Annotated in this window: 25 protein-coding genes and 1 other annotated feature; of the genes, 6 read left to right on the plus strand and 19 right to left on the minus strand. The window is 37.3% G+C overall.

Annotation, left to right across the window (positions count from 1 at the left end; genetic code table 11):
• Positions 1-6: 6 nt before the first annotated feature.
• From CKV70_RS07290 to CKV70_RS07300, 3 genes are all read right to left on the minus strand, one after another.
• Complete coding sequence (locus CKV70_RS07290) at positions 7-1,050, minus strand: aspartate-semialdehyde dehydrogenase (protein ID WP_014600828.1); 1,044 nt, start codon at positions 1,048-1,050, stop codon at positions 7-9.
• Positions 1,051-1,247: 197 nt separating this feature from the next.
• The gene (locus CKV70_RS07295; RefSeq protein WP_014600829.1) at positions 1,248-3,413 is read right to left on the minus strand and encodes a peptidoglycan D,D-transpeptidase FtsI family protein; all 2,166 of its coding nucleotides are present in this window, start codon (positions 3,411-3,413) and stop codon (positions 1,248-1,250) included.
• Positions 3,414-3,542: 129 nt separating this feature from the next.
• Entirely contained in the window at positions 3,543-4,151 is a 609-nt protein-coding gene (locus CKV70_RS07300) for a superoxide dismutase (protein WP_003732335.1), read from the minus strand.
• 300 nt (positions 4,152-4,451) lie between these two features.
• On the opposite strand from CKV70_RS07300, the gene CKV70_RS07305 reads away from it, so the two are divergent.
• The 4 genes from CKV70_RS07305 (at position 4,452) to CKV70_RS07320 (ending at position 7,531) form a co-directional block, all read left to right on the plus strand.
• Complete coding sequence (locus CKV70_RS07305) at positions 4,452-5,252, plus strand: DUF1189 domain-containing protein (RefSeq protein WP_003721945.1); 801 nt, start codon at positions 4,452-4,454, stop codon at positions 5,250-5,252.
• 112 nt (positions 5,253-5,364) lie between these two features.
• Positions 5,365-6,471, plus strand: a complete 1,107-nt coding sequence (gene ispG, locus CKV70_RS07310) for a flavodoxin-dependent (E)-4-hydroxy-3-methylbut-2-enyl-diphosphate synthase (protein ID WP_014930941.1) — start codon at positions 5,365-5,367, stop codon at positions 6,469-6,471.
• A 35-nt stretch (positions 6,472-6,506) separates the two neighbouring features.
• The gene (locus CKV70_RS07315; RefSeq protein WP_014600831.1) at positions 6,507-7,214 is read left to right on the plus strand and encodes an AzlC family ABC transporter permease; all 708 of its coding nucleotides are present in this window, start codon (positions 6,507-6,509) and stop codon (positions 7,212-7,214) included.
• Positions 7,205-7,531, plus strand: a complete 327-nt coding sequence (locus CKV70_RS07320) for an AzlD domain-containing protein (RefSeq protein ID WP_003721948.1) — start codon at positions 7,205-7,207, stop codon at positions 7,529-7,531. The genes CKV70_RS07315 and CKV70_RS07320 overlap by 10 nt, the downstream gene beginning before the upstream one ends.
• 81 nt (positions 7,532-7,612) lie before the next feature.
• Here the strand turns inward: CKV70_RS07320 and CKV70_RS07325 are convergent, their stop codons facing one another.
• The 7 genes from CKV70_RS07325 to cshB form a co-directional block, all read right to left on the minus strand.
• Positions 7,613-8,497, minus strand: a complete 885-nt coding sequence (locus CKV70_RS07325; RefSeq protein WP_003721949.1) for a post-translocation chaperone PrsA1 — start codon at positions 8,495-8,497, stop codon at positions 7,613-7,615.
• 136 nt (positions 8,498-8,633) lie between these two features.
• Positions 8,634-9,059 carry a transcriptional regulator ZurR gene (gene zurR, locus CKV70_RS07330; RefSeq protein WP_003721950.1) on the minus strand — a complete coding sequence of 142 codons (426 nt, stop codon included), beginning with the start codon at positions 9,057-9,059 and terminating at the stop codon, positions 8,634-8,636.
• Positions 9,040-9,918 (minus strand): zinc ABC transporter permease ZurM, encoded by an 879-nt coding sequence (gene zurM, locus CKV70_RS07335; protein ID WP_009933330.1) that lies wholly within the window; start codon positions 9,916-9,918, stop codon positions 9,040-9,042. The genes zurR and zurM overlap by 20 nt, the downstream gene beginning before the upstream one ends.
• A complete protein-coding gene (gene zurA, locus CKV70_RS07340) occupies positions 9,893-10,666 on the minus strand; it encodes a zinc ABC transporter ATP-binding protein ZurA (protein WP_010990125.1) in 774 nt (257 codons plus the stop codon). The genes zurM and zurA overlap by 26 nt, the downstream gene beginning before the upstream one ends.
• Before the next feature lie 142 nt (positions 10,667-10,808).
• Positions 10,809-11,735 carry a manganese-dependent inorganic pyrophosphatase gene (locus tag CKV70_RS07345; protein ID WP_014600832.1) on the minus strand — a complete coding sequence of 309 codons (927 nt, stop codon included), beginning with the start codon at positions 11,733-11,735 and terminating at the stop codon, positions 10,809-10,811.
• Between the two features lie 15 nt (positions 11,736-11,750).
• A complete protein-coding gene (locus CKV70_RS07350; RefSeq protein WP_014600833.1) occupies positions 11,751-12,644 on the minus strand; it encodes a deoxyribonuclease IV in 894 nt (297 codons plus the stop codon).
• Positions 12,645-12,658: 14 nt separating this feature from the next.
• A complete protein-coding gene (cshB, locus tag CKV70_RS07355) occupies positions 12,659-13,966 on the minus strand; it encodes a DEAD-box ATP-dependent RNA helicase CshB (RefSeq protein ID WP_003721956.1) in 1,308 nt (435 codons plus the stop codon).
• A 145-nt stretch (positions 13,967-14,111) separates the two neighbouring features.
• On the opposite strand from cshB, the gene CKV70_RS07360 reads away from it, so the two are divergent.
• Entirely contained in the window at positions 14,112-15,107 is a 996-nt protein-coding gene (locus CKV70_RS07360; RefSeq protein ID WP_014600834.1) for a 4-hydroxy-3-methylbut-2-enyl diphosphate reductase, read from the plus strand.
• Between the two features lie 45 nt (positions 15,108-15,152).
• Here the strand turns inward: CKV70_RS07360 and CKV70_RS07365 are convergent, their stop codons facing one another.
• From CKV70_RS07365 to recO, 9 genes are all read right to left on the minus strand, one after another.
• Positions 15,153-16,274: a Nif3-like dinuclear metal center hexameric protein gene (locus CKV70_RS07365; protein WP_003732339.1), complete on the minus strand. Its 1,122-nt coding sequence runs from the start codon at positions 16,272-16,274 to the stop codon at positions 15,153-15,155.
• On the minus strand, positions 16,271-16,975 hold the full coding sequence (locus tag CKV70_RS07370; protein WP_014930942.1) for a tRNA (adenine(22)-N(1))-methyltransferase: 705 nt from the start codon (positions 16,973-16,975) through the stop codon (positions 16,271-16,273). Before CKV70_RS07370 ends, CKV70_RS07365 begins: the two co-directional genes overlap by 4 nt.
• Positions 16,976-17,042: 67 nt before the next feature.
• Complete coding sequence (gene rpoD / locus CKV70_RS07375) at positions 17,043-18,167, minus strand: RNA polymerase sigma factor RpoD (protein ID WP_003721960.1); 1,125 nt, start codon at positions 18,165-18,167, stop codon at positions 17,043-17,045.
• A 94-nt stretch (positions 18,168-18,261) separates the two neighbouring features.
• Entirely contained in the window at positions 18,262-20,142 is a 1,881-nt protein-coding gene (gene dnaG, locus CKV70_RS07380) for a DNA primase (RefSeq protein ID WP_003721961.1), read from the minus strand.
• 19 nt (positions 20,143-20,161) lie between these two features.
• The gene (locus CKV70_RS07385) at positions 20,162-20,602 is read right to left on the minus strand and encodes a YaiI/YqxD family protein (RefSeq protein WP_003732341.1); all 441 of its coding nucleotides are present in this window, start codon (positions 20,600-20,602) and stop codon (positions 20,162-20,164) included.
• A gap of 189 nt (positions 20,603-20,791) precedes the next feature.
• Positions 20,792-21,616 carry a pyruvate, water dikinase regulatory protein gene (locus tag CKV70_RS07390; protein ID WP_003721963.1) on the minus strand — a complete coding sequence of 275 codons (825 nt, stop codon included), beginning with the start codon at positions 21,614-21,616 and terminating at the stop codon, positions 20,792-20,794.
• A gap of 33 nt (positions 21,617-21,649) precedes the next feature.
• Positions 21,650-23,716, minus strand: a complete 2,067-nt coding sequence (gene glyS / locus CKV70_RS07395) for a glycine--tRNA ligase subunit beta (RefSeq protein WP_003732342.1) — start codon at positions 23,714-23,716, stop codon at positions 21,650-21,652.
• Entirely contained in the window at positions 23,709-24,599 is an 891-nt protein-coding gene (glyQ, locus tag CKV70_RS07400; protein ID WP_003721965.1) for a glycine--tRNA ligase subunit alpha, read from the minus strand. Before glyQ ends, glyS begins: the two co-directional genes overlap by 8 nt.
• Before the next feature lie 67 nt (positions 24,600-24,666).
• Positions 24,667-24,839, minus strand: a binding site (T-box leader).
• A gap of 40 nt (positions 24,840-24,879) precedes the next feature.
• Positions 24,880-25,647 (minus strand): DNA repair protein RecO, encoded by a 768-nt coding sequence (gene recO, locus CKV70_RS07405; protein ID WP_003730435.1) that lies wholly within the window; start codon positions 25,645-25,647, stop codon positions 24,880-24,882.
• 136 nt (positions 25,648-25,783) lie between these two features.
• Between recO and CKV70_RS07410 the strand changes: the two genes are divergently transcribed.
• Positions 25,784-26,413: a DUF4352 domain-containing protein gene (locus CKV70_RS07410; protein WP_014930943.1), complete on the plus strand. Its 630-nt coding sequence runs from the start codon at positions 25,784-25,786 to the stop codon at positions 26,411-26,413.
• The last annotated feature ends 39 nt before the right edge of the window (positions 26,414-26,452 follow it).

The following is a 26,452-nucleotide window of genomic DNA, read 5'->3' on the forward strand; positions in this document are numbered from 1 at the left end:
ACACCTCTAAATAATCGCTAATTTAACTAAACTTTCAGCTATTTGAATCGAATTCCATGCGGCACCTTTTAGTAAATTATCAGAAACAATCCACATATGAAAACCTTTAGGGTCGTCTATGTCAGCACGAATACGACCAACGAAGACTTCCTTCTTACCTGCAGCTTGAACAGCTTGTGGGTAAACTTGATTTTCTGGGTCATCTTCTAGGACAATACCAGGTGCATTTTTTAGTGCATTTTGGATTTCTTTAGCAGTTATGCCTTCTTTATCCACTTCGATATAAACACTTTCAGAGTGTCCGCTAACTACTGGGATACGAACGCACGTAGCAGAAACTTTTATTGTGTTGTCTTCCATGATTTTTTTTGTTTCATTGATCATTTTCATTTCTTCGTATGTATAGTCATTCTCTGTGAAAACGTCAATTTGTGGCAATGCATTAAAAGCGATTGGATAATGTTTTTTGTCCCCTTTAACGGGCATGATTTGTGGAGTGAATTCTTTGTTATCCAGAACAGCTCTGCTACCGTCTTTTAATTCTTGAATTGCGCTTACACCAGAGCCAGAAACAGCTTGATAAGTGGAAACAATAATACGATTTAAGCCGAATGCTTCTCGAATCGGTTCGAGGGCTGCTACCATCTGAATAGTGGAACAGTTAGGATTAGCAATAATACCATTATGAGAGAAAAGTGCTTTTTCATTCACTTCAGGAACGACTAATGGAACTGTTGGATCCATACGATATGCACTCGTGTTATCAATAACGATAGCTCCACGTTTAACTGCTTCTTTCGCAAGTGCTTTCGATACAGAACCACCAGCGCTAAATAAAGCGATATCAACGCCTTCAAAACTTTCAGGTGTGGCTTCTTGAATAGTTACTTCTTCACCGCGGAAGGATAGTTTTTTTCCAGCAGAACGAATAGAAGACAAGAATGAAACTTGCTTTATCTTAAAAGTCGCCGCCTCTTCTAGTAATTCAATCATTTGGGTACCAACTGCACCAGTTGCACCTACAACTGCGACATGATAGCTTTTTGTCATAGTTTACAATTCCTCCTTCAATTTAATCCTCGTATTCCTGCCTAAAAACAGAAATCTGGTTAATTTTACACTTACTTTATCATACCATAAACAAAGCCATTTCGCAGTTTTTTATACGCATTAGCAACTATTTTTTTAAATTGTTTGTTAGTTTGAAATAAAAAAACCACTTTCAAATAAATGAAAGTGGTTTTTGATTAATTTTCGGTTTGTTCTGATTGTGCTTTCGCAGCTGCTTCTTTGTTGTTAATTGGTTGCTCTACTTTTGAAGTATCTTTTTTCGATTCAGATCGTTCTTTTTTAAGTTCGAAGTATTTGTCGAATACTTCTTTGGAGATTTTCATATTTGTTTTTTGGTCCGTACCATATGGACGATAAATCCAAGGAACAACAACGGAAATAGCTATTTCTGGTTTTTCCACTGGCGCATAACCGACGAATGTCGTATTCCAAACACTGGCCATTTTGTTACCTTCTTTTGGTCCATCATAGAACGCATCCGCGGTGCCTGTCTTACCAGCGACATCGTAATCACTTGAAGTGAAAACAGTTCTTGCGGTACCTGTTGAACCATGTGTTACTTCATAGAAGCCTTGTTGTACTGTTTTGATATCACTTTCAGAAACACCGATTTTATTTAATACTTTTGGTTCATTAGCTGTTGCAAGTGTTCCAACAGAGTCACCATTAGTACTTGGATTTCTAATTTCTTTTACCATACTAGGAGCGATTCTTGAACCCCCATTGGCAATAGTAGAAACATATTGAGCCATTTGTAGTGGCGTGTAGGAGTCATATTGTCCGATAGCGAAATCGAGAATTTTACCGATTGTTTGGTCGTCCCCTTTATAACCAGTTTGTTCACCTGGGAGGTCGATGCCAGTTTTTACACCTAGACCGAATTGGTTGTAGTAGTAACGCATATCGTCAAAGGTGCTAAGTGGTGCTCTAAGAGGTCCGTTTGGTACATAGTTTGCGCCACCCATTTTCATTGCAACTTGGTACATATAGGAGTTAGAAGAAATTTCTAAAGCTCCTACAGGATCAAGTGGTCTATTACCAGCTCCGGTTCTGTTAAACCATGAGCTCTTTGGTTTTGTTCCTTTTAGTACAATTGGTTGGTCAGTGAAAACAGTTTTGTTTGTAATAGCACCGTCCATAATACCACCAAGGATAGTAGAACCTTTGACAGCAGAGCCCATTGCGTAGGCAGTTGTAAATGTACCAAGGGAATAATCTTCAAACTCGCTCTTGTCATTTAGTTTCTGTCCTGCTAATGCAAGGACTTCTCCAGAATATGGATCCATGGCAACAACGAATGCGCGGTCAAATAAATCTGAACCAGCATATTGTTTACCTTGTTTGATGTTTTTTTGGAGAATTTCTTCTACTGCTTTTTGAAATTCAACATCAACAGAAAGAACTAAATCTTTCCCTTTGGAGCCTTCGTATTTGTTGACAGTTTCAATAATATTACCTTTAGAATCAAGTACGCTTTCTGACTGAGATTTTGACCCAGCGAGCACACTTTCATATTGAGCTTCTAGATAGCTTTTACCAACGCGATCATTACGACTATATCCTTGAGATAAGTAGTATTCTGCTTTGTCTTTTGGTAGACCTTCTTTAGCTGTAGAAACAGAACCTAAAATCGAGCGTAAAGTTTCATCATACGTGTAATAGCGATTCCAGTCTGTAGTGGTGTCTACACCAGGTAAACTGTCCATGTTTTCACTGACACGTGCAATTTCTTCGTCTGTCACATCTTTATTTTTCACGACAGATTCAGTCATGGCATATCCAGTTGTCATTTTCTTATATATGGTTGCTACTTTTAAGTCTTCACTGGTTAAGCTAGCGATATCTTCTTTTGTCACTTTGTCAACTTGGATTTTGTAAGCTTTAGATGAATCAAGCGCTTGTTCTTTCGCGGATAAGCGGTTTAAAGATTCAGTTTGATGCGTTAAAATCCAGTAATCTTTCAAATCACGATCAGTTAACTTTTCAGGCTCAACAGTAATTAGCTTTTCCAATGTTTGAGCTACATGTAGAGTTTCTGCAGTCTGTGTTTGTTGGCTACGTGTGTAGGTAATGGATTTAACCGCTGAATTACCAACCAACAAATTGTAATTCCGGTCATAAATGCTACCACGTGGTACGTTTTTGGAAACTGTTACGTTATCTGTTTCTTCTAATTGACGTTTGTACGTATCCCCTTGCACGATTTGAACAATACCAAGTCGTAAAATTAACACGGAGAATAATATAAAAATAATAAAGAATAGAATATTTAAACGTAGTGGAATGATGGCGCGTTTCTTCTTAGTGGAATCTTTTTTCTTTTTTCTAAAATTTAGTTTCACGCATAGTTACCTCACTTTTCAATAATACCTTTCCCTATTGTAGCTGAAATAACATGATTTTTCCACTGTAAGTTGATTAGAAATTCATTAGAAATTAAAAAAGACCCACCGAAGTGAGTCTTATGATTATTATTTAGCTGCGTCAAAGCGTTTGTTAGCTTCATCCCAGTTAATAACATTCCAAAATGTGTCGATATATTCAGGACGACGGTTTTGGAATTTAAGGTAGTAAGCATGTTCCCAAACATCTAAGCCAAGAACGGGTGTTTTGCCATCGCTTAATGGAGAATCTTGGTTAGCTGTAGAAACGATTTCTAATTTGCCATCATTAACTACTAGCCAAGCCCAACCAGAACCAAAACGTGCTGCAGCTGCTGCATTGAATTTTTCTTTAAATTCGTCAAAAGTACCGAATTCGCTTTCGATTGCTGCTTTTAAATTGCCAGTTGGAGCGCCGCCACCATTTGGGCTAAGAATAGACCAGAACAATGTATGGTTAGCATGCCCGCCACCGTGGTTACGGACAGCGCCGCGAATATCTTCAGGAACGCTATCTAGGTTAGTAACTAATTCTTCCGCAGATTTGCTTGCAAGTTCAGGATGACCAGCAACCGCTTCATTTAGTTTTGTTACATAAGTATTGTGGTGCTTTGTATAGTGAATTTCCATGGTTTCTTTATCAAAATTCGGCTCCAAAGCATCATAAGTATAAGGTAATTTAGGTAATTCGTAAGTCATTAAAAATTCCTCCTTGTATTGTTTTTACGTGAAAAGAAATGACGTATAAGGCAAAAGTTTCATGTCCTATTTCAATAGAACTACTATCAACCTTAAAAACAGTTTCTTCTTACACCATTTAGCCTACCATGCTCCCTAAATGCTTGCAATTTTTCTGCTCAGTGATGTTTCAACATTGATTTTGCGACCATTTCAAGCTATGATTAAGTTTAGGTGGAAAAGTACGCTCTTTTGCACATACATGTATCTTTTTCCCTGAAACTCAAAAGTTAAACCATTAGGCGAGGTGTTGAAAAAAGAATGAATATTTTTAAACGCTTCTGGAAGAGCTTATATTCCCCTGCGGATATTGCATCGTTTCGAAATGATAAAATTAGAAAAAGTATCGTGTACATTATTGTTTTATCATTTGTAACATTCCTTCCATTAGCATATTTTACGAACGTCACAACAAAAAATGCGCTCAAAGTTGGCGAAGAAACTATTACCAATGAAATACCCAATTTCAAAGTGACTGATGGCAAATTAGTGTTAACAGATAAAAATGCAAAAAATATACCTATCTCGATTGATCAAGATGAACTACATATTTATTTTGATGCTTCCGGAACACTGGATAAGGATGACGTAGATAATAAAATTGCTTCTTATGATAGCGCGGTAGCTTTTCTATCAGATAGTATTTATATTACTGCAGCTGGTGTTTCGCAATCTGTTAGTTATGACACGGCAGGAATTAGTGATAAGGCAGATTTAGTTCATTTATATAATTCGATTGAGTCATTAGCTAAATACTTTATTCCAATTGCTTTACTAGTACTCTTTATCTTTACGCTAGGCTCGGTCTTCTTCCGAGTAGCACTGTATGCGCTTTTCGGATTTATTCTTTCTGGATTTGGCCGAACTGGTATCGCCTTCCGCCAAAATTGGATGATTGCTTCTTACAGTATTACACTGGCAGCAGTGTTCACCATGATTATGGAAGCTTTACAAATTATTGTTCCTTTTGGAATGGAAATTAACATGGTCGTGAGTATGATTTTTGTTTTCCTTGCGATTCGTTCAATTCCTCCAAGCGAGCCTACAATTTTAGAGAAATAAATGATAGCCACTTGCTCACGCAGGTGGCTTTTTTGTGGCATCATTCACGTGATTTTGTTTCATGAAAATGGTATGATAAAAAAATAAAAGCTAGTCTAAAGGAGTGGTCTCTTTGAATGAAAGAATATTTCGCGAAAACACTCGCCCAGTCCAAGTGGGTAATTTAACTATTGGTGGCAGTGAGGAATTAACTATCCAAAGCATGACTACTACAAAGACACATGATGTCGAAGCAACAGTAGCAGAAATTCACCGATTAGAAGAAGCTGGTTGTCAGATTGTGCGAGTTGCTTGTCCTGATGAACGTGCAGCGAATGCTCTTAGTGCCATCAAGAAAAAGATTCATATTCCGCTTGTGGCAGATATTCATTTTGATTACCGACTAGCACTTAAAGCTATTGATGCAGGTGTTGACAAAATTCGGATTAATCCTGGTAACATTGGTCGCCGTGATCGGGTGGAAAAAGTGGTTAATTCTGCTAAAGCAAAAAATATTCCAATCCGTATTGGGGTTAATGCTGGTAGTTTAGAAAAGAAAATTATTCAAAAATATGGTTACCCTACTGCTGACGGAATGGTAGAAAGTGCACTTGCCCATATTAAAATTCTCGAAGATTTAGATTTTTATGATATCATTGTTTCTTTGAAGGCTTCTGATGTGAATTTAGCAATTGAAGCTTATGATAAAGCTAGTCGCGCATTTAATTATCCTCTGCATCTCGGAATTACAGAATCTGGTACACAATTTGCTGGAGGAATAAAAAGTGCTGCTGGTTTAGGAGCGATACTCAGTTTGGGCATTGGAAATACATTACGAGTATCTTTGAGTGCTGATCCTGTGGAAGAAATAAAAGTGGCCCGGGAAGTTTTAAAATCATTTGGTTTTTCCTCGAATGCCGCAATGCTTATCTCCTGCCCTACTTGCGGTCGAATAGAGATTGATTTAATTCGTATCGCTAATGAAGTGGAAAATTACATAGCAAAGATTGAAGTTCCGATTAAAGTAGCCGTGCTTGGCTGTGCGGTCAACGGCCCTGGAGAAGCTCGCGAAGCCGATATCGGAATTGCTGGTTCAAACGGAGAAGGCCTTCTTTTTAGACATGGTAAAATTATTCGAAAAGTACCGGAAGCTATTATGATAGACGAACTTAAGAAAGAAATTGATATTTTGGCAGAAGAATTTTTTGTGAAGAAAATAGATTTGGAAAGCCTTAGATAATCGTATCAAGGTTTTTGTTTCAAGGGGGATTATCGTTGGAAAAAGAAAATGAGCTCAGTTTTTATGATGGTGTTAAAGCCTGTCTCCCTACCGTCCTTGGTTATGCTGGGATTGGTATTGCTGCAGGAGTAGTAGGAAAAGCATCCCATTTAAGCCTTTTAGAAGTGACATTACTTGCGATTATCGTTTACGCAGGTGCGGCGCAATTTATTATTTCTGGTTTGTTATTACTACAGAGTCCGATATCAGCAATCATTTTTACTACTTTTTTAATTAATTCAAGGCATTTTTTAATGAGTATGGCGGAAGCTCCTCATTTTAAGAAGTATTCATTGTGGAATAATATTGGGATTGGTTCTCTTCTCACAGACGAAACGTTTGGTGTATCGATGAATCATATTGGCAATAAAAAAACTGTTAGTGCTAAATGGATGCACGGAATAAATATAACTGCCTATCTGGCATGGATTGTCGCCTGTATTGTTGGTGCATTTATTGGTAATTGGCTGCCAAATCCAGAACAATTTGGTTTAGATTTTGCTTTGTCTGCTATGTTTATCGGCTTACTTTATTTACAAGTAGTTAGCGACAAAAGTAAAAAAATGAGTACAAGTTTGTTAGTGATGGTACTTGTTGCAGTGTTTTTGATTCTGTTTATGCGAGTTATGACACCTGAACTAGCTATTTTAACCGCGACGTTACTTGGATGTTTGATGGGAGTGATTTTAGAGAGATGGCGTTAAGTTCTTATACTTTATTTGTTATTATTGGTTGCGGTCTTGTAACTTTTATACCGCGTGTCTTGCCGTTTATATTTGTTCGTAAATTACAGCTTCCAGATGTAGTGATTCGCTATTTATCGTATGTCCCCCTTTGCATTCTTACAGCGCTATTCGTTCAAAGTTTATTGATCACAAGGGAAAATAGTTTTCCGGGAATTAATATCGAAAATCTACTCGCTTCATTGCCTACCATTATTACAGCCATCTTAACAAAAAATCTAATGTGGATTGTCGTAGTTGGTATTATTTCCATGGCCCTAATACGTTTATTTGCATAGAAAAGCCCTTTACTGGCGTGTGTTTTTGACGGGAATCAAAACCAGTAAAGGGCTTTTAATATAGGTGGATCCGAAATAACTTTAGTTAGATGTAGTCGTTGAACTTGTTGAGGATGTACTTGTGTAATCTGCAAATGCATCTTTTAAATCACTATCTTTAATATCAATATTAGCAGCTTTTAACTCTTTTTTGAGTGCAGCTGTCATATTTTCAGACGTTAATTGAGATTTAATATAAGCGGCTTTTACGTTGGCTTTTTCTTTTGCGTAAGTGCCTTTTTCTGTTTTCTTGACTAATTGAATCAAGTGATATCCGTAAGTGGATTTAACAATGCCACTTACATCGTCTTTATTTTCTAGTGCATAGGCTGCTTTTTCGAAAGTTTCGTCCATTTCTCCAGGGCCAAATGGATCTAAAAGTCCACCATTTGTGCTAGTTGCAGTATCTGTCGAGTATTCTTTTGCTAAATCAGTAAATTTTTCACCATTTTTCAATTTCGTTTGAATTTCTTTTGCTGTGGCTTCATCATCTACTAAAATATGGCGAACAGTAATATCTGGTTCCCACGTTTTGTAGTAGGCTTTTAGTTTACTTTCACTAACATCCATGTTCGCTTCGGTTGCTTTTTGAACAAGTAAATTATACTCTAAATTTTCTTTGAAAGAAGTTTTTGTTAAATTATTAGAGGATAACGTTGATTCAAATGAGTCACCGTATTGTTCTTCATATTTCTTATATTCTGCATTTACTTCTTTTTCTGTTACGGTGTATTTATCTTCTAAGATTTTTTTGAAAGTAAGTTGTTGCACGACCTCATTTCCATAAGTCGTTTTCATTGCTTCGTAAAGCTCATCTTGTGTGACACTTCCTGCATCTGTTTTTATAACAGCGCTACTTCCACAACCAGCGAGCAGTAGTAATGTAGCTGCTATTACGGAAATCATCACTTTTTTTAATTTTGTCAAACTGTTCCTCTCCTTCGTCTTTCGGCTACTTCTTACTTTAGCGATAAAAAGTGTCCAGAATAAGAAACAAATATGAAATAACTATGAACATTAAGGATAAAAATAAAAAAGGCCCGGATCTCGGACCTTTTTGCTATTAAGAGGCTTGTAAACATTCTGGACATTCGCCGTAAACTTCGAATTTGTGCCCGTCAATTTGGTAACCAGGTAAAGCTTCGGTTAAAAAATCCATTGGGCACATCATAATTTCTTTTGTTTTACCACATTTCATGCAGATAAAGTGATGATGATGATGTTCGTGTGTACAAGCTAAACGGAAATTGCGTTCACCAGAAAGATCAGTTTCTTCAAAAATACCTAATTCTACAAATAAAGAGAGATTGCGGTAAATCGTATCAAAACTTATTCCCGGGAAATCATCTTTCATATTTTCTAAGACATCTTTTGCCGTCAAATATTTATTTTTCCGAGCTAGTAAGTTAATTAGAAATTCACGTTTATCTGTGTGTTTATAGCCTTTTTCCTTCATTTTCATGAGTGCTTCAGTTGCTGTAAGTCCCATTTTCCTCACCTCGTTTTGAAATTAAGATTTTTTGTCGTATTTTTTGATATAAAATGGTGACGATTAAAAGTAGCACAGATATAATAACAATAGCTCCACCAGGCGCTAAATTTAAATAATAAGCGGTAAATAGACCACCGATAACTGCAATTTCACCAAATAAAATCGATAATAAAATGGTTTGTTTAAATCCTTTAGCGATACGAATAGCTGCTGCAACAGGTAATGTCATTAAAGATGAGACAAGTAAAATACCAACGATTCGCATGGAAGACGCTATTACAAGAGCGACTAATACCATAAAAATAACATCGAATACTTTGGCTTTTAGACCTGAAACTTTTGCATATTCTTCATCAAATGATAGTAGAAATAATTCTTTATATAAAGATAAAATAACGATAAATACAATAATCGCGGTAACGACAATCGTAATCATATCAGTGCGGCTAACGGCACTAACACTACCAAATAAATAACTAAACAAATCCGTATTAAAGCCATTCGCTAAGGAAATAAAAATAACAGAAAAACCCATACCTGCCGACATAATAATCGGAATTGCTAATTCTTCAAAATGCTTATAGACGTTGCGGAGTTTTTCCATTAATAAAGATCCTACAACGGAAAAACCAAAGCCAAGATATAACGGATTAAGGGCAGCTAATGGCAAATAAGTTTTACTTAAAAACAAACTAACTGCAATCCCACCTAGAGTCACATGGCTCAGCGCATCTGCCATTAAAGAAAGTTTTCTAACAACGATAAAACTTCCAAGTAATGGGGCTACAACACCTATCACAAGTCCTACAATAAATGTATTACGAATAAAATCATACTGGAGAAGCGTCGCAATCAAGGCAAGCATCCTCCCTTCTACGCTGTTCTGCTAATATCTCAAGTTCGCGGTCAGCCAAATAATGTTGATATTCATGTGCGGAACCGTCGAAAATAATGCGCTTATTAATGCTAATAACATGATTGACATACGTATTCACTGCCATCAAATCATGTGTCACGAGTAAAAGTGTCATTTCTTCTGTCCGGTTTAATTCGGCCAAAAGTTCATAAAAAGCTTTGACATTTTCGACGTCCACTCCGACGGTTGGCTCATCTAAAATTAAAAGTTCTGGTCTGCTAACCAGCGCACGTGCAATAAAAACGCGTTGTTGTTGGCCACCAGAGAGCTCCCCGATGTTGCGATGCAGATAATCTGTCATTTCTACTCGCTTCAAAGCGTAATCTATGTCTTCTTTATCTTTATTGTTTAATGTTTTAAATAAGCCTTTTTTCTTTGTTAATCCGCTTGCGACAACTTCTTTCACAGTGGCTGGGAATGCGGAGTTAAAGGCGTTCGATTTTTGAGAAACGAAGCCGATTTTGACCCAGTCTTTGAAATCTGCTTGTTTTTCTCCAAATAAGGAGATGCTTCCTTGTTGTTTTTTGAGTACACCAAGAATTAGTTTTAACATAGTTGATTTACCTGAACCATTTGGGCCAATTAAACCAGTAAAACTGCCTTTTGCAACTTGAAAATGAATGTTTTCTAAGGCATGTTCTTTATCATAATGATAGCTTACATTATTTACTTCTATGATTTTTTTCATTCATGTTTCTCCTTTGACAGCATTTGCTAGCCGCTTTTACTAGTATATAAAATAATAGTGAAAATGTAAATCGTAATTACTTCGAATTAAAAAATTAGACAAAAAAACCTGGAAAGCTTGGAGCTTTTCCAGGTTCGTATAATTATTTAGCAAATGTGTCCGTTAAGATTGGAACAACTTGTTTTTTACGAGATACAACGCCTTTTAATGGTGCTTGGTTTTCGACAAATTTAACACCATATGCTTCTTCTACGACTGCTGTTTTTGAACCAATAGCGATTCCAACAGAGTCATTAGTTAGGATATTAGTGATGACGAATAGATATAAATCAAGCCCTTTATCCACAATATTTTGCGTCATAAGTGCCTCCACTTCTGCGCGACGGCTAAGCACATCGTTTACATCCACTACATTGATTTGAGCAATTTCTACTTTGTTATCGTTCATGTTAAATTCTTTCGCATCTAGTAGGAGTTCAGCTACTGTTTTTTTGCTAACATCTGCTCCTGCTTTTAGCATTTCCATGCCGTATGATTGAATATCAACGTCTGCAATCTGTGCTAATTTTTGAGCAGCTACTTTATCTTCTTCCGTGCACGTTGGCGATTGGAAAAGAAGTGTGTCTGAAATAATTGCGGAAAGCATTAGACCTGCAACTGTTTTGCTTACTTCTACTTCATTTTCGCGGAACATTTTTAGAAGAATTGTTGTTGTACATCCAACTGGTTCAGCACGGTAATAAAGTGGATCAGATGTTTCGAAGTTTGCGATACGGTGATGGTCAACTACAGCTGTAACTATTACATCGTCAATATCATCTACGCTTTGTTGGCGTTCATTATGATCAACAAGTGCTACTTCAGAAACTTCATTCGCAACTGTTTGAACTAGGCGTGGAGCTGTTACTTGGAAATAATCAAGAACAAAAGCTGTTTCACTATTAAGCTCTCCTAAACGAACCGCTTCAATATCTGCTCCTTGTGCTTTTTTTAATTCTGCGTAACTAATGGCAGAACAAATCGTATCTGTATCTGGATTTTTATGACCGAATACAAGTGTTTTTGTCATTATTTTCGTCTCCTTTTAGCTGTTTTGAATTTTATTTAATAAATCTGGGTCAAATTCGCCATTTTTTAACATGGCGATTTCCCATTTGTATGGTGCTTTTTTTGATGCTTTATCTTCACCAACATAAGGCGTTTCAAGGATTTTCGGCACATCTGCTAGTTGCGGATGATGCACAATATAATGAAGGGCATCAAAGCCAATATGACCAAAACCGATATTTGCATGTCGGTCTTTATGTGCGCCTCGTTCATTCTTGCTATCATTGATATGTAATACTTTCAAGCGATCAATGCCGACAATTTTATCGAATTGATTTAATACGCCGTCAAAGTCATTCACAATATCGTAACCTGCATCATGCGTATGACAAGTATCAAACGTAACGGATAATAATTCATTGTGCGTTACGCCATCGATAATTTGTGCGAGTTCCTCAAAAGTACGACCACATTCAGAACCTTTTCCAGCCATTGTTTCTAAAGCAATTTGTACATCTTGATCATGTATTAATGCTTCATTAAGACCTTGAATAATCTGTTTGATTCCTTTATCTGCCCCTTCGCCAACATGAGCACCAGGATGAAGTACGATTTGCTTGGCACCAAGCGCGCGCGTACGTTCAATTTCAGATTGCAAGAAATTAACACCTAGTTTAAAGGTTTCTGGCTTAACGGAGTTTCCAATATTAATGATATAAGGCGCGTGAACAACGATGTCAGCCATATCATGTGCTTTCATGTGTTCTAAGCCAGCTTCAATATTCAACTCTTCAATTGGCTTTCTGCGCGTATTTTGCGGAGCACCAGTATAAATCATAAACGTATTTGAGCCGTAAGAAGCTGCTTCTTCACTTGCGCCAAGAAGCATTTTCTTTCCGCTCATTGATACATGAGAACCTAGTCTTAGCATAATTCATTCCTCACTTATCGTTTTTTCCGTCTTTCGCGACGTTTAATTTCGTTCATTTTGTAGTTAATTTTCTTTTTATAGTTTGGTTTACCTTTTTGTTTTGCTTTTTTACGCATACCAATTTCACGTGGGTCAGCTGTTTCGCGTTTTGCTTCACGTTTTGCACGACGGTTACGGTCTTCGAGTGTAACAAATTCTTTATTTTTCCAGTCAACGTGTTTAAACTCAATACCCATTTTTTCGAGTTGGTTTAGACGATCTTCGTCAGCTGGTTCGAATAAAGTAAGTGCGATACCAGAATGTCCGGCGCGACCAGTACGACCTGTGCGGTGAATGTAGAAATCTAAGTCATCTGGCAACTCATAGTTCACGACATGACTAATTCCTTGGATATCAATACCACGGGCAGCTAAATCTGTCGCAACGACATATTGGTAATCTAAGTTTTCGATTTGTTTCATTGTACGTTTACGTTCACGCGGGTTGACGTCACCATGAATTTTGGCTACTTTAAGTCCACGTTCGATTAATCCGTTTGCTACTTCATCAGCTGTTGTTTTCGTATTAGTAAAAACAATCGCCAAATAAGGTTGCGAACCAACTAAAACATTTTTAAGTAAATCAAGTTTATTACGGCTACGAGTGGCCATAATGCGATGTTCCACCGTTTTTGAAGCAGCCACTTTTGGTTGGATATGCTCATAACGCGGATTTTCCATATATTTGCTTAAAAATGGTTTTAATTTTTGCGGAATTGTTGCGGAAAAAACAAGCATTTGTAAATTAGCTGGCATTTTTCCAGCGATATGGTCAACATCATTTAAGAAGCCCATATCAAGTGTCATGTCTGCTTCGTCAATAACTAACGTTTTCGCCGTATGAACAAATAAAGCTTGTTCACGGATTAAGTCATTGATACGACCAGGCGTTCCGACAATAATTTGTGGCTGTTTTTTTAGTTTATCAATTGCACGTTGTTTGTCCGTACCACCAATAACGAGTTGTACAGCGATTTCTTTTTCACTGTATTTGGTTACTTTGCGAATTTCATTATAAATTTGAGTAGCAAGCTCACGACTTGGTGCCGTAATAACCGCTTGTACTGCATCTTTTTCAGGATTCACATTGTTAATAATTGGCAAAATAAAAGTATGGGTTTTCCCTGTACCTGTTTGAGATTGGCCAATGATACTTTCACCTTTTAAAATACCTGGGATTAGCTTCTGTTGTACTTCTGTTGGCTCATAGAATCCTAATTTATCTATTGCAAGCCCAATAAAAGGTTGAAAGCCAAATTGGTCAAACCTTGATTTCTTCGTCATAAAATATTTCCACTCCGTTCTATACCTAGTAGCCATTATAGCACATAATTGGACATTCGTGCGCGTGTTAAGACAACTTTGTCAAAACAAGCTAAGTCTATTATACTAAATAAAGAATCTAATACAGAAATGAGGATGTTTTCGAATGGAAATTATCAAAATATCTCCTCGTGGTTATTGCTACGGAGTCATCGATGCGATGGTGATTGCTAAAAATGCATCCCTTGATCCAAACTTGCCTCGGCCAATTCATATTTTAGGTATGATTGTTCATAATAAACATGTCACCGATGCATTTGAATCCATTGGTATTTATACAGTAGATGGCGCTAATCGAGAAGAAATTTTAGATAAAATAACCACAGGAACGGTTATATTTACCGCACATGGTGTTTCTCCTTCCGTCAAAGCGAAGGCAGTAGCAAAAGGCTTAACGACAATCGACGCAACCTGTCCAGATGTACTTCACACCTATAATTTAATTTTAGAAAAACAAGCGGCTGGCTATGAAATTATTTATATAGGAAAAAAAGGACATCCTGAACCAGAAGGCGCATACGGAACAGCACCAGATGTTGTTCACCTAGTAGAAACGAAAGCAGATATTGATGCTCTTTCATTACTTTCCGATAAAATTTTTGTTACGAACCAAACAACGATGAGCAAATGGGATGTCGCTGATTTAATGCATTATATAAAGGGGAAATTCCCGAAAGCTATTCAACATCAAGAAATATGTATGGCCACCCAAGTGCGGCAAGAAGCTGTCGCATTACAAGCCAAAGATGCTGATCTCACTATTGTTGTTGGTGATCCTAGAAGTAATAATACTGCTCGTTTAGCCCAAGTTTCGATAGAGAAAGCTGGCACAAAGGCGTACCGAATTGCCGATATTACGGAATTAGATATAGAGTGGATCAAAGACGCAAAAAAAGTAGCAGTTACAGCCGGAGCAAGTACGCCAACACAACTTGTTCGTGAAGTGCTATTGTTTTTGGAGCAATTTGATGCGGCAGATAAAAATACTTGGAAACGCGAGCATAATCAGGACTTTGAGCGTATTCTACCCAAAACGAAGAATAAGTACATGGCTGAAAAAAGAAGTCAACGGTTAGCTCACTTGAAAAATGGCGGAAGCTAAAAACCGAGCAACTCCCTTAAACAAAGGAGTTACTCGGTTTTTTTATCAACAAAATTGGAATGGGTCTGTATTTACTTCTGAAACAATAAATTCTGCTTCATAATCCAAAATTTTTGCTTGTTCTTCCATTTTATTTTTCAGATAGCCTTTCATCACTTTTTCGATATTATGACCAGCGTCAATAGTTGGAAGATTAATAGCTAATAAGTCATGCCCTGTGTGATAATAAACATCACCAGTAATAAAAACATCTGCACCAGTGGATTTTGCTTGGTGGATAAATTTATTTCCATCGCCACCAATGATTGCTACTTTATGGACAGTTGTTTTTAAATCCCCAATAAAACGAACATTATCAATAGCGAAAGCAGTTTTTAATTTATCGATAAATGAAACCATGCCGAGTTTTTTAGGAAGCATGCCAACACGACCTAATCCTTCTTTATAAGTCTGCATTTCAAGCGTATATACATCAATCGCGGGTTCTTCATATGGATGCGCAATTTTAACTGCTTTAGTGATAGTTTCCGTTAAATACTGTGGAAATATAGCTTCTATTTTAACTTCAGGAACAGAAGTCAACGCATCTTTTTCGCCGATAGTTGGGTTGGCGTTTGCTCCTGGTTTGAAAGAACCAATCCCGGTCGTATGGAAGGTGCACTCTGTATATTCTGTCCCTATTTGTCCAGCACCGTTATTTACAAGTGCCAATCGAACGCTTTCTAACTCATTTTCTGGTACATACACAGCGATTTTACAATATGGTTCGGAGTAGGTCTCCTCAATCATCGTTGTATTTTGTAAATGGAGTAAATCTGCTAAAATATCGTTCACGCCTCCTTGAGCGATATCAAGGTTTGTGTGTGCAGCGAATACGGTAATATCATGTTTGATTAATTTTTTTATCATTTTTCCTTGTTTAGTTGTTGTGTCGATATGTTGCGTTGGTCGATATAAGAACGGATGATGTGCGATAATTAAATCCACTTTTTTCTCAATAGCTTCATCCACAACTTCTTCTAATACATCTAAGGTAAACATGATTTTTCTTACTTTTCTTGATAAATCTCCTACTTGTAAACCAATGGGATCGCCTTCCATTGCGAGTTTTTTTGGTGCGATTTTTTCCATTATTGCTGTGTATTCATAGCCATTTGCGACTTTCATTTTAGCACATCCTCTACTAATGCGATTTTATGTTCTAATTCACGAATTTTCGCTTGGTTTTCTGGTGAAACTGGTTGGTTGTTAGAAATAGTCTGAATAATATTTTGCCATGTATTTGCTTCATGTCGCCATTTGCTTTTGAAAATGGCGCTTTGATCTTTTAGTAAACATGGTCCGAAAAATATTTCTTGCTTAGTCCAAGCAACTGGTTTTTTAGAAGGAGCTAACACCATGATTTCATAAATTTTATTATCTTCGCGTAAAATTGCTTCAGAGGTAATAAGCCAATTGTTTTGTTCGGACCATTCTCTTAATTGCCATGCTGCAATATTAGGTTGCAAAATTAGTTTGGTTACACCGGCTAATTTTGCGGCACCTTCTTCTAAAATAGTGCGTATTAACGCGCCACCCATGCCAGCGATCACAATTGTATCAATTACATCCTTTTTTTCGATAACAGCTAAACCGTTCCCTTTTCTAACATCAATTTGTTCTGTTAAGCCAGAAGAACGAACTTGTTTTTGTGCAGATTGAAAAGGTCCATCAACCACTTCGCCAGCAATAGCGAACGAAGCCGTTTGATTTTTAACTGCAAAACATGGTAAATAAGCATGATCGCTTCCGATGTCTGCGATTCGTTCATTTTTTGTTATGTAAGAAGCCACTTTTTCGAGTCGCTTCGATAGTTGCTCTTCGTTCATTTGGTTCCCTACTTTCATTTTCATTAAAAAGGCAGGAGAACGGTTTGTCCTCCTGCCCGGTTGTGCATTATTCCAGGAAGTCTTTCAATTGTTTGCTGCGGCTTGGATGACGTAATTTACGTAAAGCTTTGGCTTCAATTTGACGAATCCGTTCACGAGTTACACCAAATACACGACCAACTTCTTCTAAAGTGCGCGTACGACCATCATCTAGACCAAAACGTAAGCGAAGTACATTTTCTTCACGGTCAGTTAATGTATCAAGCACATCTTCTAGTTGTTCTTTTAGTAATTCGTATGCTGCGTGATCGGACGGTGAAGTTGCATCTTGGTCTTCGATAAAATCGCCTAGATGTGAATCGTCTTCTTCACCAATTGGTGTTTCAAGGGAAACTGGCTCTTGTGCGATTTTAAGGATTTCCCGAACTTTTTCAGTTGGTAAGTCCATTTCTTCACCAATTTCTTCTGGTGAAGGATCGCGGCCTAAATCTTGTAATAAGGAGCGTTGTACACGGATTAGTTTGTTGATTGTTTCAACCATATGCACCGGAATACGGATTGTTCTAGCTTGGTCCGCAATCGCACGGGTTATCGCTTGACGAATCCACCACGTTGCATAGGTACTGAATTTAAACCCTTTATTAAAGTCAAATTTTTCAACGGCTTTCATTAGCCCCATGTTACCTTCTTGAATTAAATCAAGGAATAACATACCACGACCAACATAACGTTTTGCAATACTTACAACAAGGCGTAGGTTAGCTTCTGCAAGACGTCCTTTGGCTTCAATGTCGCCAGCTTCGATACGTTTTGCTAAGGCAATTTCTTCATCCGCTGTAAGTAAGTCTACTCGACCAATTTCTTTTAGATACATGCGAACAGGGTCATTAATTTTTACGCCTGGTGGTACACTCATATCTGTTAAATCAAAGGATTCGGTTTCTTCTTTTACAAGTTCTGTTTCATCTGGATCCTCGTCATCTGCATCGTCAGAAACTTCAATTCCTGCTTCACCAACATGTTCTAAATACTCATCCATTTGATCGGAATCCAAAGTGAATGGAGCTAATCTGGCAGCGATTTTTGCATAAGTTAAAATCCCCTTTTTCTTACCTTCTTCTATCAGGGCTTCTTTTACTTGCTCAACACTTAGTTCAGCAACTGGTTTTGTGTTTTTTGTTTTATCACTCATAACTGCCTGTATTCCTCCTTCCAAAATGCCGCTAACCTTATTAAAAGGCTTCTCTTAGGTAATAATACCATCATTTAGCGGTTTTAAAACGTTATTAATCCAATTGGCCGCTGTTTAACTGACGGTTGAGTTGGACAATTTCGAGCATGACGCGAATTTCGTTTTCATTATCGTTTTCACGATTATACGTTGCTAGTTCTTGCTCAAGTTCTTTTTTCTTTTGTTCTAATTTATAGCGTTTTAGACTTCTAATATAGTCTTCAAACTGGGGTTTACCTTGTTCATCTGGACTAATAACCATTTCTAGGCTACTAATAAGTCCTTTCATTGCAGCATCAGGAACACTATCCATGAATTTCGTTGGATCCGCATCATTACCTTCCGCAAAATAACCAATTAGATAGGTATAAAGCGCTTCGTAATTATCATGGTAAAACGTCGTATCACCGAGAAGTTGCTTAATTAAAAGAAAGTTATCTCGGCTTTCCATCATTGCTTTCATTAGCTGCTGCTCTGAGATTGTATGGGCAGATAACTTTTGGGTTGGCTGCTCAAAAGAAAATAGCATTTCTGTATCTTCTTGAGGCATCATCCCCATAAAAGAATCATCTATTGGTGGTTCATTATAACTAGCCATTTGCCTTGATTTTTGACTATTTTTTAGTGATTGCTGTAATTGTTGTTTTAATGTTTCTATCGTTAATTCAAATTCATCCGCTAGTTGTTTTAAGTATAATTCACGTTCGACGGCTTGATCCAGTTTTGCAATTTCACGCAAACAATCATCAATATAACCAATTTGATCTGTCTCATTCTGTAAATTGCGTTCTTTACGTAAATAATGAATTTTAAAAGCTGTCCAAGTCATTCGTTGTTGCTTATAGACTTCTTTGAATTTTTCTGGACCACTTGCTCGAATGAAATCATCAGGATCTTTTCCAGCTGGAAGTTGCAAAACAAAAACATCTAAACGATTCCGTTCAACTAGAAGTGTGCCAGCTTTATAGGCTGCTTCAATTCCAGCCCTGTCACCGTCATAACAAATAATCGCCCGGTTAGTAAGTCGTTTAATTAAATCTGCATGTTCTTCCGTTAAACTTGTCCCCATCGAAGCCACTGCATTTTGAACACCTGCTTCTTCTGCGGAAATAACATCCATAAATCCTTCCATGAGCGTAATTTCTTCTTGTTTTCTAATAGCTTGTCTTGCTTCTGAAAAATGAAACAATATTCGTCTTTTATTGAAAACAGGCGTTTCAGGGCTATTTAAATATTTAGGACCATCATCACGATCAAATAACCGGCCAGAAAAGGCAATAATTTGTCCACGATCATTCGTAATTGGAAACATAATTCGATTACGAAAACGATCCACCATCTGCCCATCATCACGTTCGGATAAAAGTCCAGCTGCACCGGCTAATTGTAAATCCATGCCTCGTTTTTCTAAAAAAGAAGTAATTGTTGCATGGTGATTAGGTGCAAAACCAATTTGGAAAGTGGTCATCATTTGTTCAGACATACCACGCTCTTTCAAATAAGTTAATGCTGCTGTGCCTTCTTCGGTTTCCATTAAAATATAATGGTAAAGTTTGGCAGTAAGCTGGTGCATTTCCACCATTTTTGCTGTTTCAGAAGTTTCTTTTGGCAAATTACTTGTATCTCGTTCTTCAGGGAGCTCGATAGCCACATCTAAATGACTCATGTCTGCCACTTTTTTTACCGATTCAACAAAAGTGAGTCCGTCATGCTCCATTAGAAAAGAAAAAACATTTCCTCCCTTACCACAACCAAAACAATGGAAAATCTGTTTTTCCGGTGATACGGAAAAGGATGGCGTTTTTTCACCGTGGAAAGGACATAAGCCAGAGTAATTTCGTCCCTGCTTTTTTAATTGGACATAATTACCAATTATATCGACTATATCCGCTTGATTCCGGACTTGATCAATTACTTCTTCAGGAATCCGCGCCATGTTGACAGTCAACTCCTATTTACTTATTTTGCAAAAATGTCGTCAATCGGTCTTTGAAAAGGGAACGATCTTGATCGCTCATTGCTTTTGGACCTTTGCTATATTTGCCTTGTTGCCTTTCTTTGGCATGTCTATAGCGAATATCTAACATTAATGACATTTCTTCTTCTCGGTAAAGTTCACCGCGATTAGAAAAGACAAATGTGCCTTTTGCAAGTAGAATGCTAGCTAGGCCAATATCTTGTGTCACGATAATATCGCCTTTTTTGGCTAAATTCATCATTCGCATGTCCGCTGATTCTTTTCCCGTATCAACAAAAATCCAGTTCTCTCCATTGGTATTGACAGAGTAATGGTTAAACGAGGCGACAAAAGTAACTTCTAATTGAAATTCTTTTGCTACTTGTTTTATTTCTGCTTTCACTGGGCAAGCATCTGCATCTACCAAAATTTGTGGCACACATTCCATCCTCTCTTCAAAATCTATGAAGGCACGTTAAAAAACGAGTTTTTCCACCCGTTTTTAAAGTAATATGCATAGATTTAGCTTTTTTGTAAGCGAATTTAGATTATACGGGAAGATACTAACTTTTACAAGCAGATTTTCCCGTATAATATATATATTCGCCACAAAAAGCAAAAGTCCTTCTTATAATTCTAAATTTTCATCAACAATTTCACCAATATGGATTAAAATCTCATTTGCAGTCTCTTCAATGGCTTTATTTGTCACATCTAAGACGAAACAATTAAGTTTGCTCGCTAGTTTATTAAAAATGGCTAGTTCCTCATCAATACGTTGATTACTTGCATACGTACCTGCACCAGGCAGACCAATGGAAATTAATCGTTCTTGTCTGATTTTCGTCAATTTTTGTTTGCTGATTTTTAGGCCAATAATTTTTTTCGGATCAATTTCAAAAAGTTCATCTGGGATTTGTGCTTCTGGAACGATTGGAATATTAACGATTTTCAAGCCTTTTAGAGCTAAATACTGTGATAAAGGCGTTTTTGATGTTCTTGAAATACCAATTAAAACATAATCCGCTTGTAAAATACCTCTTGGATTACGTCCGTCATCATTTTCAACGGCAAATTCGATTGCTGCTACTTTATTGAAATACGCTTCATCCATCGAACGAACGCGTCCTGGTTCAGAAAGTGGCTTGATTTTATATGTTTCCTCTAACTGGTTTAAAAGCGGACCAAATAAGTCGATAATTGGCACACCGAAAGCTTGGGCTGTTTTGTTTAGCTCTTCTCGAACGCTCTCTAGTACAATCGTATGGACGATAATACCATTATTCACGGCCACTAAGTCGACAATTTCTTCAATCATATGAGAAGAATCGACGTGGTGAAAACGATGGATAAATTTCGGTGTCTGACCAAATTGACTAAGTGCCGCTCTTGTCACAAGTTCGGCCGTTTCTCCTGTTGAATCGGAAACCACGTATACGGCTGGTTGAGTCATACATACTTCCTCCTCTTTGCTCAAATTCTTTCTTTATTTTACATTAATTTCATCCATTTGAGCAAATTCTTTAATAAAGCTTGCCAATTCGAATAGAAGTGCTAGACGGTTATTTTTCAATTCATCATTATCACTCATAACAAGCGTATTATCAAAATAAGCATCAATTGTTGTTCGTAAATCCGCAAAAGCTTTTAATCGTTCAATAATGGTTAGACCGGCATAATCGAATTTCAGTTTTTCTAATTTATCAAAGAGAGCTTGTTCGTATTCATTTTCAAATAACGCTGGATCAACTTCCACGCCATCTTCATATTTTTTAGCAATTTTTACGACACGACTAAGTGCTTCAATCGTTGGACGGAACCATTCAGCCTCTGCATGTTCATTTAGAATTTGCGCCCGATCGATAAGTTGCGGAATCACATTAGGGTCTCCGCCGATAACAGCATCAATAATATCATGACGAATATGGTGCCCTTGTAGAATAACACGTAGGCGATTTTTCAAGAAAGTCTGTACTTCTTTCTTAACATCTGCGTCTGGTAATTCTGTAGAGCCTTCTGCACGTTCCATATCCACAATTCGGGAAATAACTTCTAGCATTGGGATATTCCAACCGTTTGCTTGGATAATACGCATCGCTCCGAAAGCACTACGGCGTAAACCAAATGGATCAGCGGAACCAGTTGGAACAATGTTCACGCAGAAAAATCCGATAAGTGTTTCTAATTTATCTGCAATAGCAATTAAAGAACCTAAATCTGTTTGTGGTAATTCACCTTCCGCTGAGTTTGGCAAATAATGTTCGCGAATAGCAGTTGCGATTGCAGGTTTTTCACCTTGTAATAAGGCATACTTCTCACCCATTAACCCTTGTAGTTCAGGGAATTCACCGACAATGTTTGTCACTAAATCGAATTTATAAATATTCGTTAAACGGATAATATCTTGTTTATCTTCTTCTTGCCAATCTAGGTAGTCCGCAAGCATTAAAGCTACTTTTTGAACACGTTTCATTTTCTCTGTTAATGTACCTAATTTTTCATGGAAAACGATATTTTGAAGTTTAGCAACTGCTTCGTCAATCGTCATTTTTAAATCTTCTTGATAGAAGAAATCAGCGTCTGACAAACGAGCGCGTAACACTTTTTCGTTTCCTCGGGCTACTGTATCTAGGTTTTCATGATTCCCATTACGCACTGTAACAAAATGAGGTAAGAGCTCGTCTTCTTGGCTAAATACAGGGAAATAACGTTGGTGTTCTTTCATTGTGGTGATTAACACTTCTTCCGGTAGCTCTAAATATTCTTTTTCAAAATTACCAGATAAAACAGTTGGATATTCAACCAGATTTGTGACTTCTTCTAGCAAGTCATCGTCTTCTTTAATTTGCCAATTTTCCATTGATTCCAGTTCGCGTAATTGTTCTACAATTGCTTGTTTACGTTCTTCAGCATTAACAACTACGAATTGTTCTAGTAATGCATTTGGATAGTCACTAGGCTGTTTAATCGTAGCTGATTTCCCTAAGAAACGGTGGCCTCGCGATGTGTTGCTTGTTGCCACTCCAGTAATTTCAAATGGAATAATTTCTTCACCAAACATAGCAATCAGCCATTTAATCGGGCGAATGTAACGTAAATCATTACTACCCCAGTGCATGCTTACAGGGAAAGTCATGCTAGTTACCACTTTTTCTAAGCTTGGTAGTAAGGCGCTTGTTTTTTCGCCGATTACTTCTTTTTTAATATAGATGTATTCAACACCTTTAATGTCACGGAAAGTAAGATCGGCGGGGTCAACTTTTTGACTTTTTGCAAAACCTAGTGCAGCTTTTGACCAATTGCCTTCTTCATCCAAAGCAATTTTTTTCGCTGGACCTTTTGCTTCTTCTACACGGTTTGCTTGTTCTTCTGCCATTGCTTCCACAAGTACAGTTAAGCGTCTTGGTGTCGAATAGGTTTTAATTTCGCCAAACTCAATTTTATTTTCAGTTAACCAGTCCGTTACACGTTTTTCTAATTGTAAAACAGAACTAGACACATATTGTGCAGGCATTTCTTCTAAACCAATTTCTAATAAAAAGTCTTTACTCATGACGTTTTCCTCCCTCTTCTTTGAGTAATGGGAAGCCCAATTTTTCTCGTGATTCATAAAATGTTTTCGCGATACGTCTTGCTAAGTTTCTGATTCGGCCAATATACTGCGCACGTTCGGTAACGGAAACAACCCCGCGAGCATCTAAAAGGTTAAAAGTATGCGAACATTTTAATACGTAATCATATGCTGGGAAAACAAGACCGTCTTGCATTTGGCGAGTGGCTTCTCTTTCATATGTGTCGAAAAGCGTTAACAACATATCTGTGTTCGAAGTTTCAAATGCATATGTCGAGTTTTCGAATTCTGCTTGGAAGAAAATATCGCGGTAACTAATGCCTTCTGTCCATTCTAAATCAAATACATTCTCTTTATCTTGAATATAACTTGCTAAACGTTCTACACCATACGTGATTTCGGAAGTAACAGGGAAACATTCTAAACCACCTACTTGTTGGAAATAAGTGAATTGAGTAATTTCCATTCCATCTAACCATACTTCCCAACCAAGACCCGCACAGCCAAGGGATGGATTCTCCCAGTTATCCTCTACAAAACGGATATCATGTTCTAACGGATTAATACCTAATTTTTCTAAAGAACCTAGGTAAAGCTCTTGAATATTGTCAGGAGAAGGCTTCATCACTACTTGAAATTGGTGATGTTGGAATAATCTGTTTGGATTTTCTCCGTAACGACCATCAGCAGGACGACGCGACGGCTCTACGTAACCCGCTTTCCACGGCTCTGGACCAATTGCTTTTAAGAAAGTATACGGGCTCATTGTGCCCGCACCTTTTTCCACATCATACGATTGCAACATGATACAACCTTGCTCGGACCAATAATCTTGTAATGTTCTAATCATTGTTTGTAAATTCATTGCTTCCACCTCCAAAAATAATTCAGCCAATATAAAAACTCTCGTCTCTATATGCTGATTTAAAGCATATAGGGACGAGAGTTAGCTCGCGGTTCCACCCTATTTGGAATTAAACAATTCCCACCTTGATTTCGCTGTACTCCAGAACGCCTTCACAAAAAGTTAAATATTCGGCTCCCACCAAACCCGAACTCGCTAAAAATAGAGCTTTTTGTTACTATTTTCCTTCAACGCACCTATTAGTTGATATATTAAAAGATACTGTATTTTTGCTAAAAAGTCAATCATCGCTATCTTTTTTTAACATATTTTCCCATTTGTCCATTTCTCGTATAAATTTCCTGCTTTTTAAATACAAACCAGAATATTCATCGTAGTAAGTATCAATTGCTTTTTGAAGCCAGTCTTTTGTTTCTTGCTTTACATCAATGTTGCCAAGTCTATCCAATTGAAAAATGAAAAACAGGCGTAAAAGCTTTACGACATTTTCCGGCAAATGCATTCTGTACCGATCTTTCTCAAAACAGCGATGACAAATAATACCATTACTGCTTGTCGAAAAATCAAAATGTCCAGTTGTTTCGCCGCAAATAGCACATTTATCCATCGTTGGATAAAGACCGAGCACAGGCAACATTTTCATTTCATATATTTGAGTAAGGATTTGCGGATCATAACCTTCGTCGATATCTCGTAAAATTTGAAAAGTTAATTCGTATAGATACGGATTCGGTTGACGTTCTTCTGTTGCTTTATCCAACAATTCGCAAACATAGGTCGCATAAGCAGTCATAAAAATATCTTGCTGAATAGAGGAGAATGTTTCTATTACTTCTCCTTGTTGAAGTGTGCCGAGTCCATTACCTCCGAAGAAAGTAAAATAACCATTCGTAAATAGTTGTGTTACTGCAGCCAATCTGCTTTTCGTTTTTTTTGCCCCGCGAGCTACCACACCAATTTTTCCGAATTCACGTGTATACATTCGGACAATTTTATCTGATTCACGGTAACTCGTTTGTCGTATCACGATTCCTTCGCATTTCTCCATGTGGCACCCCTCCCTTTTTTACACGTCTTATTATAACATTTTCTTAACGATTATGTCTTTTTATATTTTTTGCTATCTTTCCACGTATGCCTATTGTAAAATAGAGAAAAAGGTAAGTCAGAGAGGATTTTTTACTATGGGTATGTTACTTATATTATTAGTTAGCTTATTTATACTCACATTCATAGGAGTTGTTGTGGGGATTATTTTGCTTATTGTAAGAAAAGAGAAATGGGCGGGCATTATTGTTGCGGGATTATCCGTGGGAATCGGCTTTTTAGTATTAGTAGCTGGACTCAATATAACGACGATTAAATTATTTGAAGGATTTAATAACCCTCTTTCTATTCATAATTACAATTCGAGCAATGACCCATTTACAAATGATTATTCAGAAGACTATGATGATGATTACTATGACGACTACATAGACGTAAGTTACGGAGAATCTGTTGAGATAGAAAATGATAGTACGGTTACCATTTATAAACCTGAGCTGTTCCAAATAAAGGAAAGCTACGATATTTATAAAGTAAAAGTGAAATACGCAAATACAAGTTCTGATCCAATAAGCTTCTATTCCGAAGACATTGCGCTTTATGATAATGCGGATGATGATTATGGCCAACAAATTACAGAAGAAGGCTTTGAAGGAGAAATTCAACCTGGTGAGACGAAAGAATTAACGCTTTACTATGAAGTGTATAACCTTGGACCATATGACGTAGAATATGATAACTATAACTGGACTACAAGTAAAGAATAATTAAAAAAGCATCTGGCGCACAACTCCAATTGTGCGCCA

This window comes from Listeria monocytogenes (assembly GCF_900187225.1).
Taxonomy (GTDB): Bacteria; Bacillota; Bacilli; order Lactobacillales; family Listeriaceae; genus Listeria; species Listeria monocytogenes.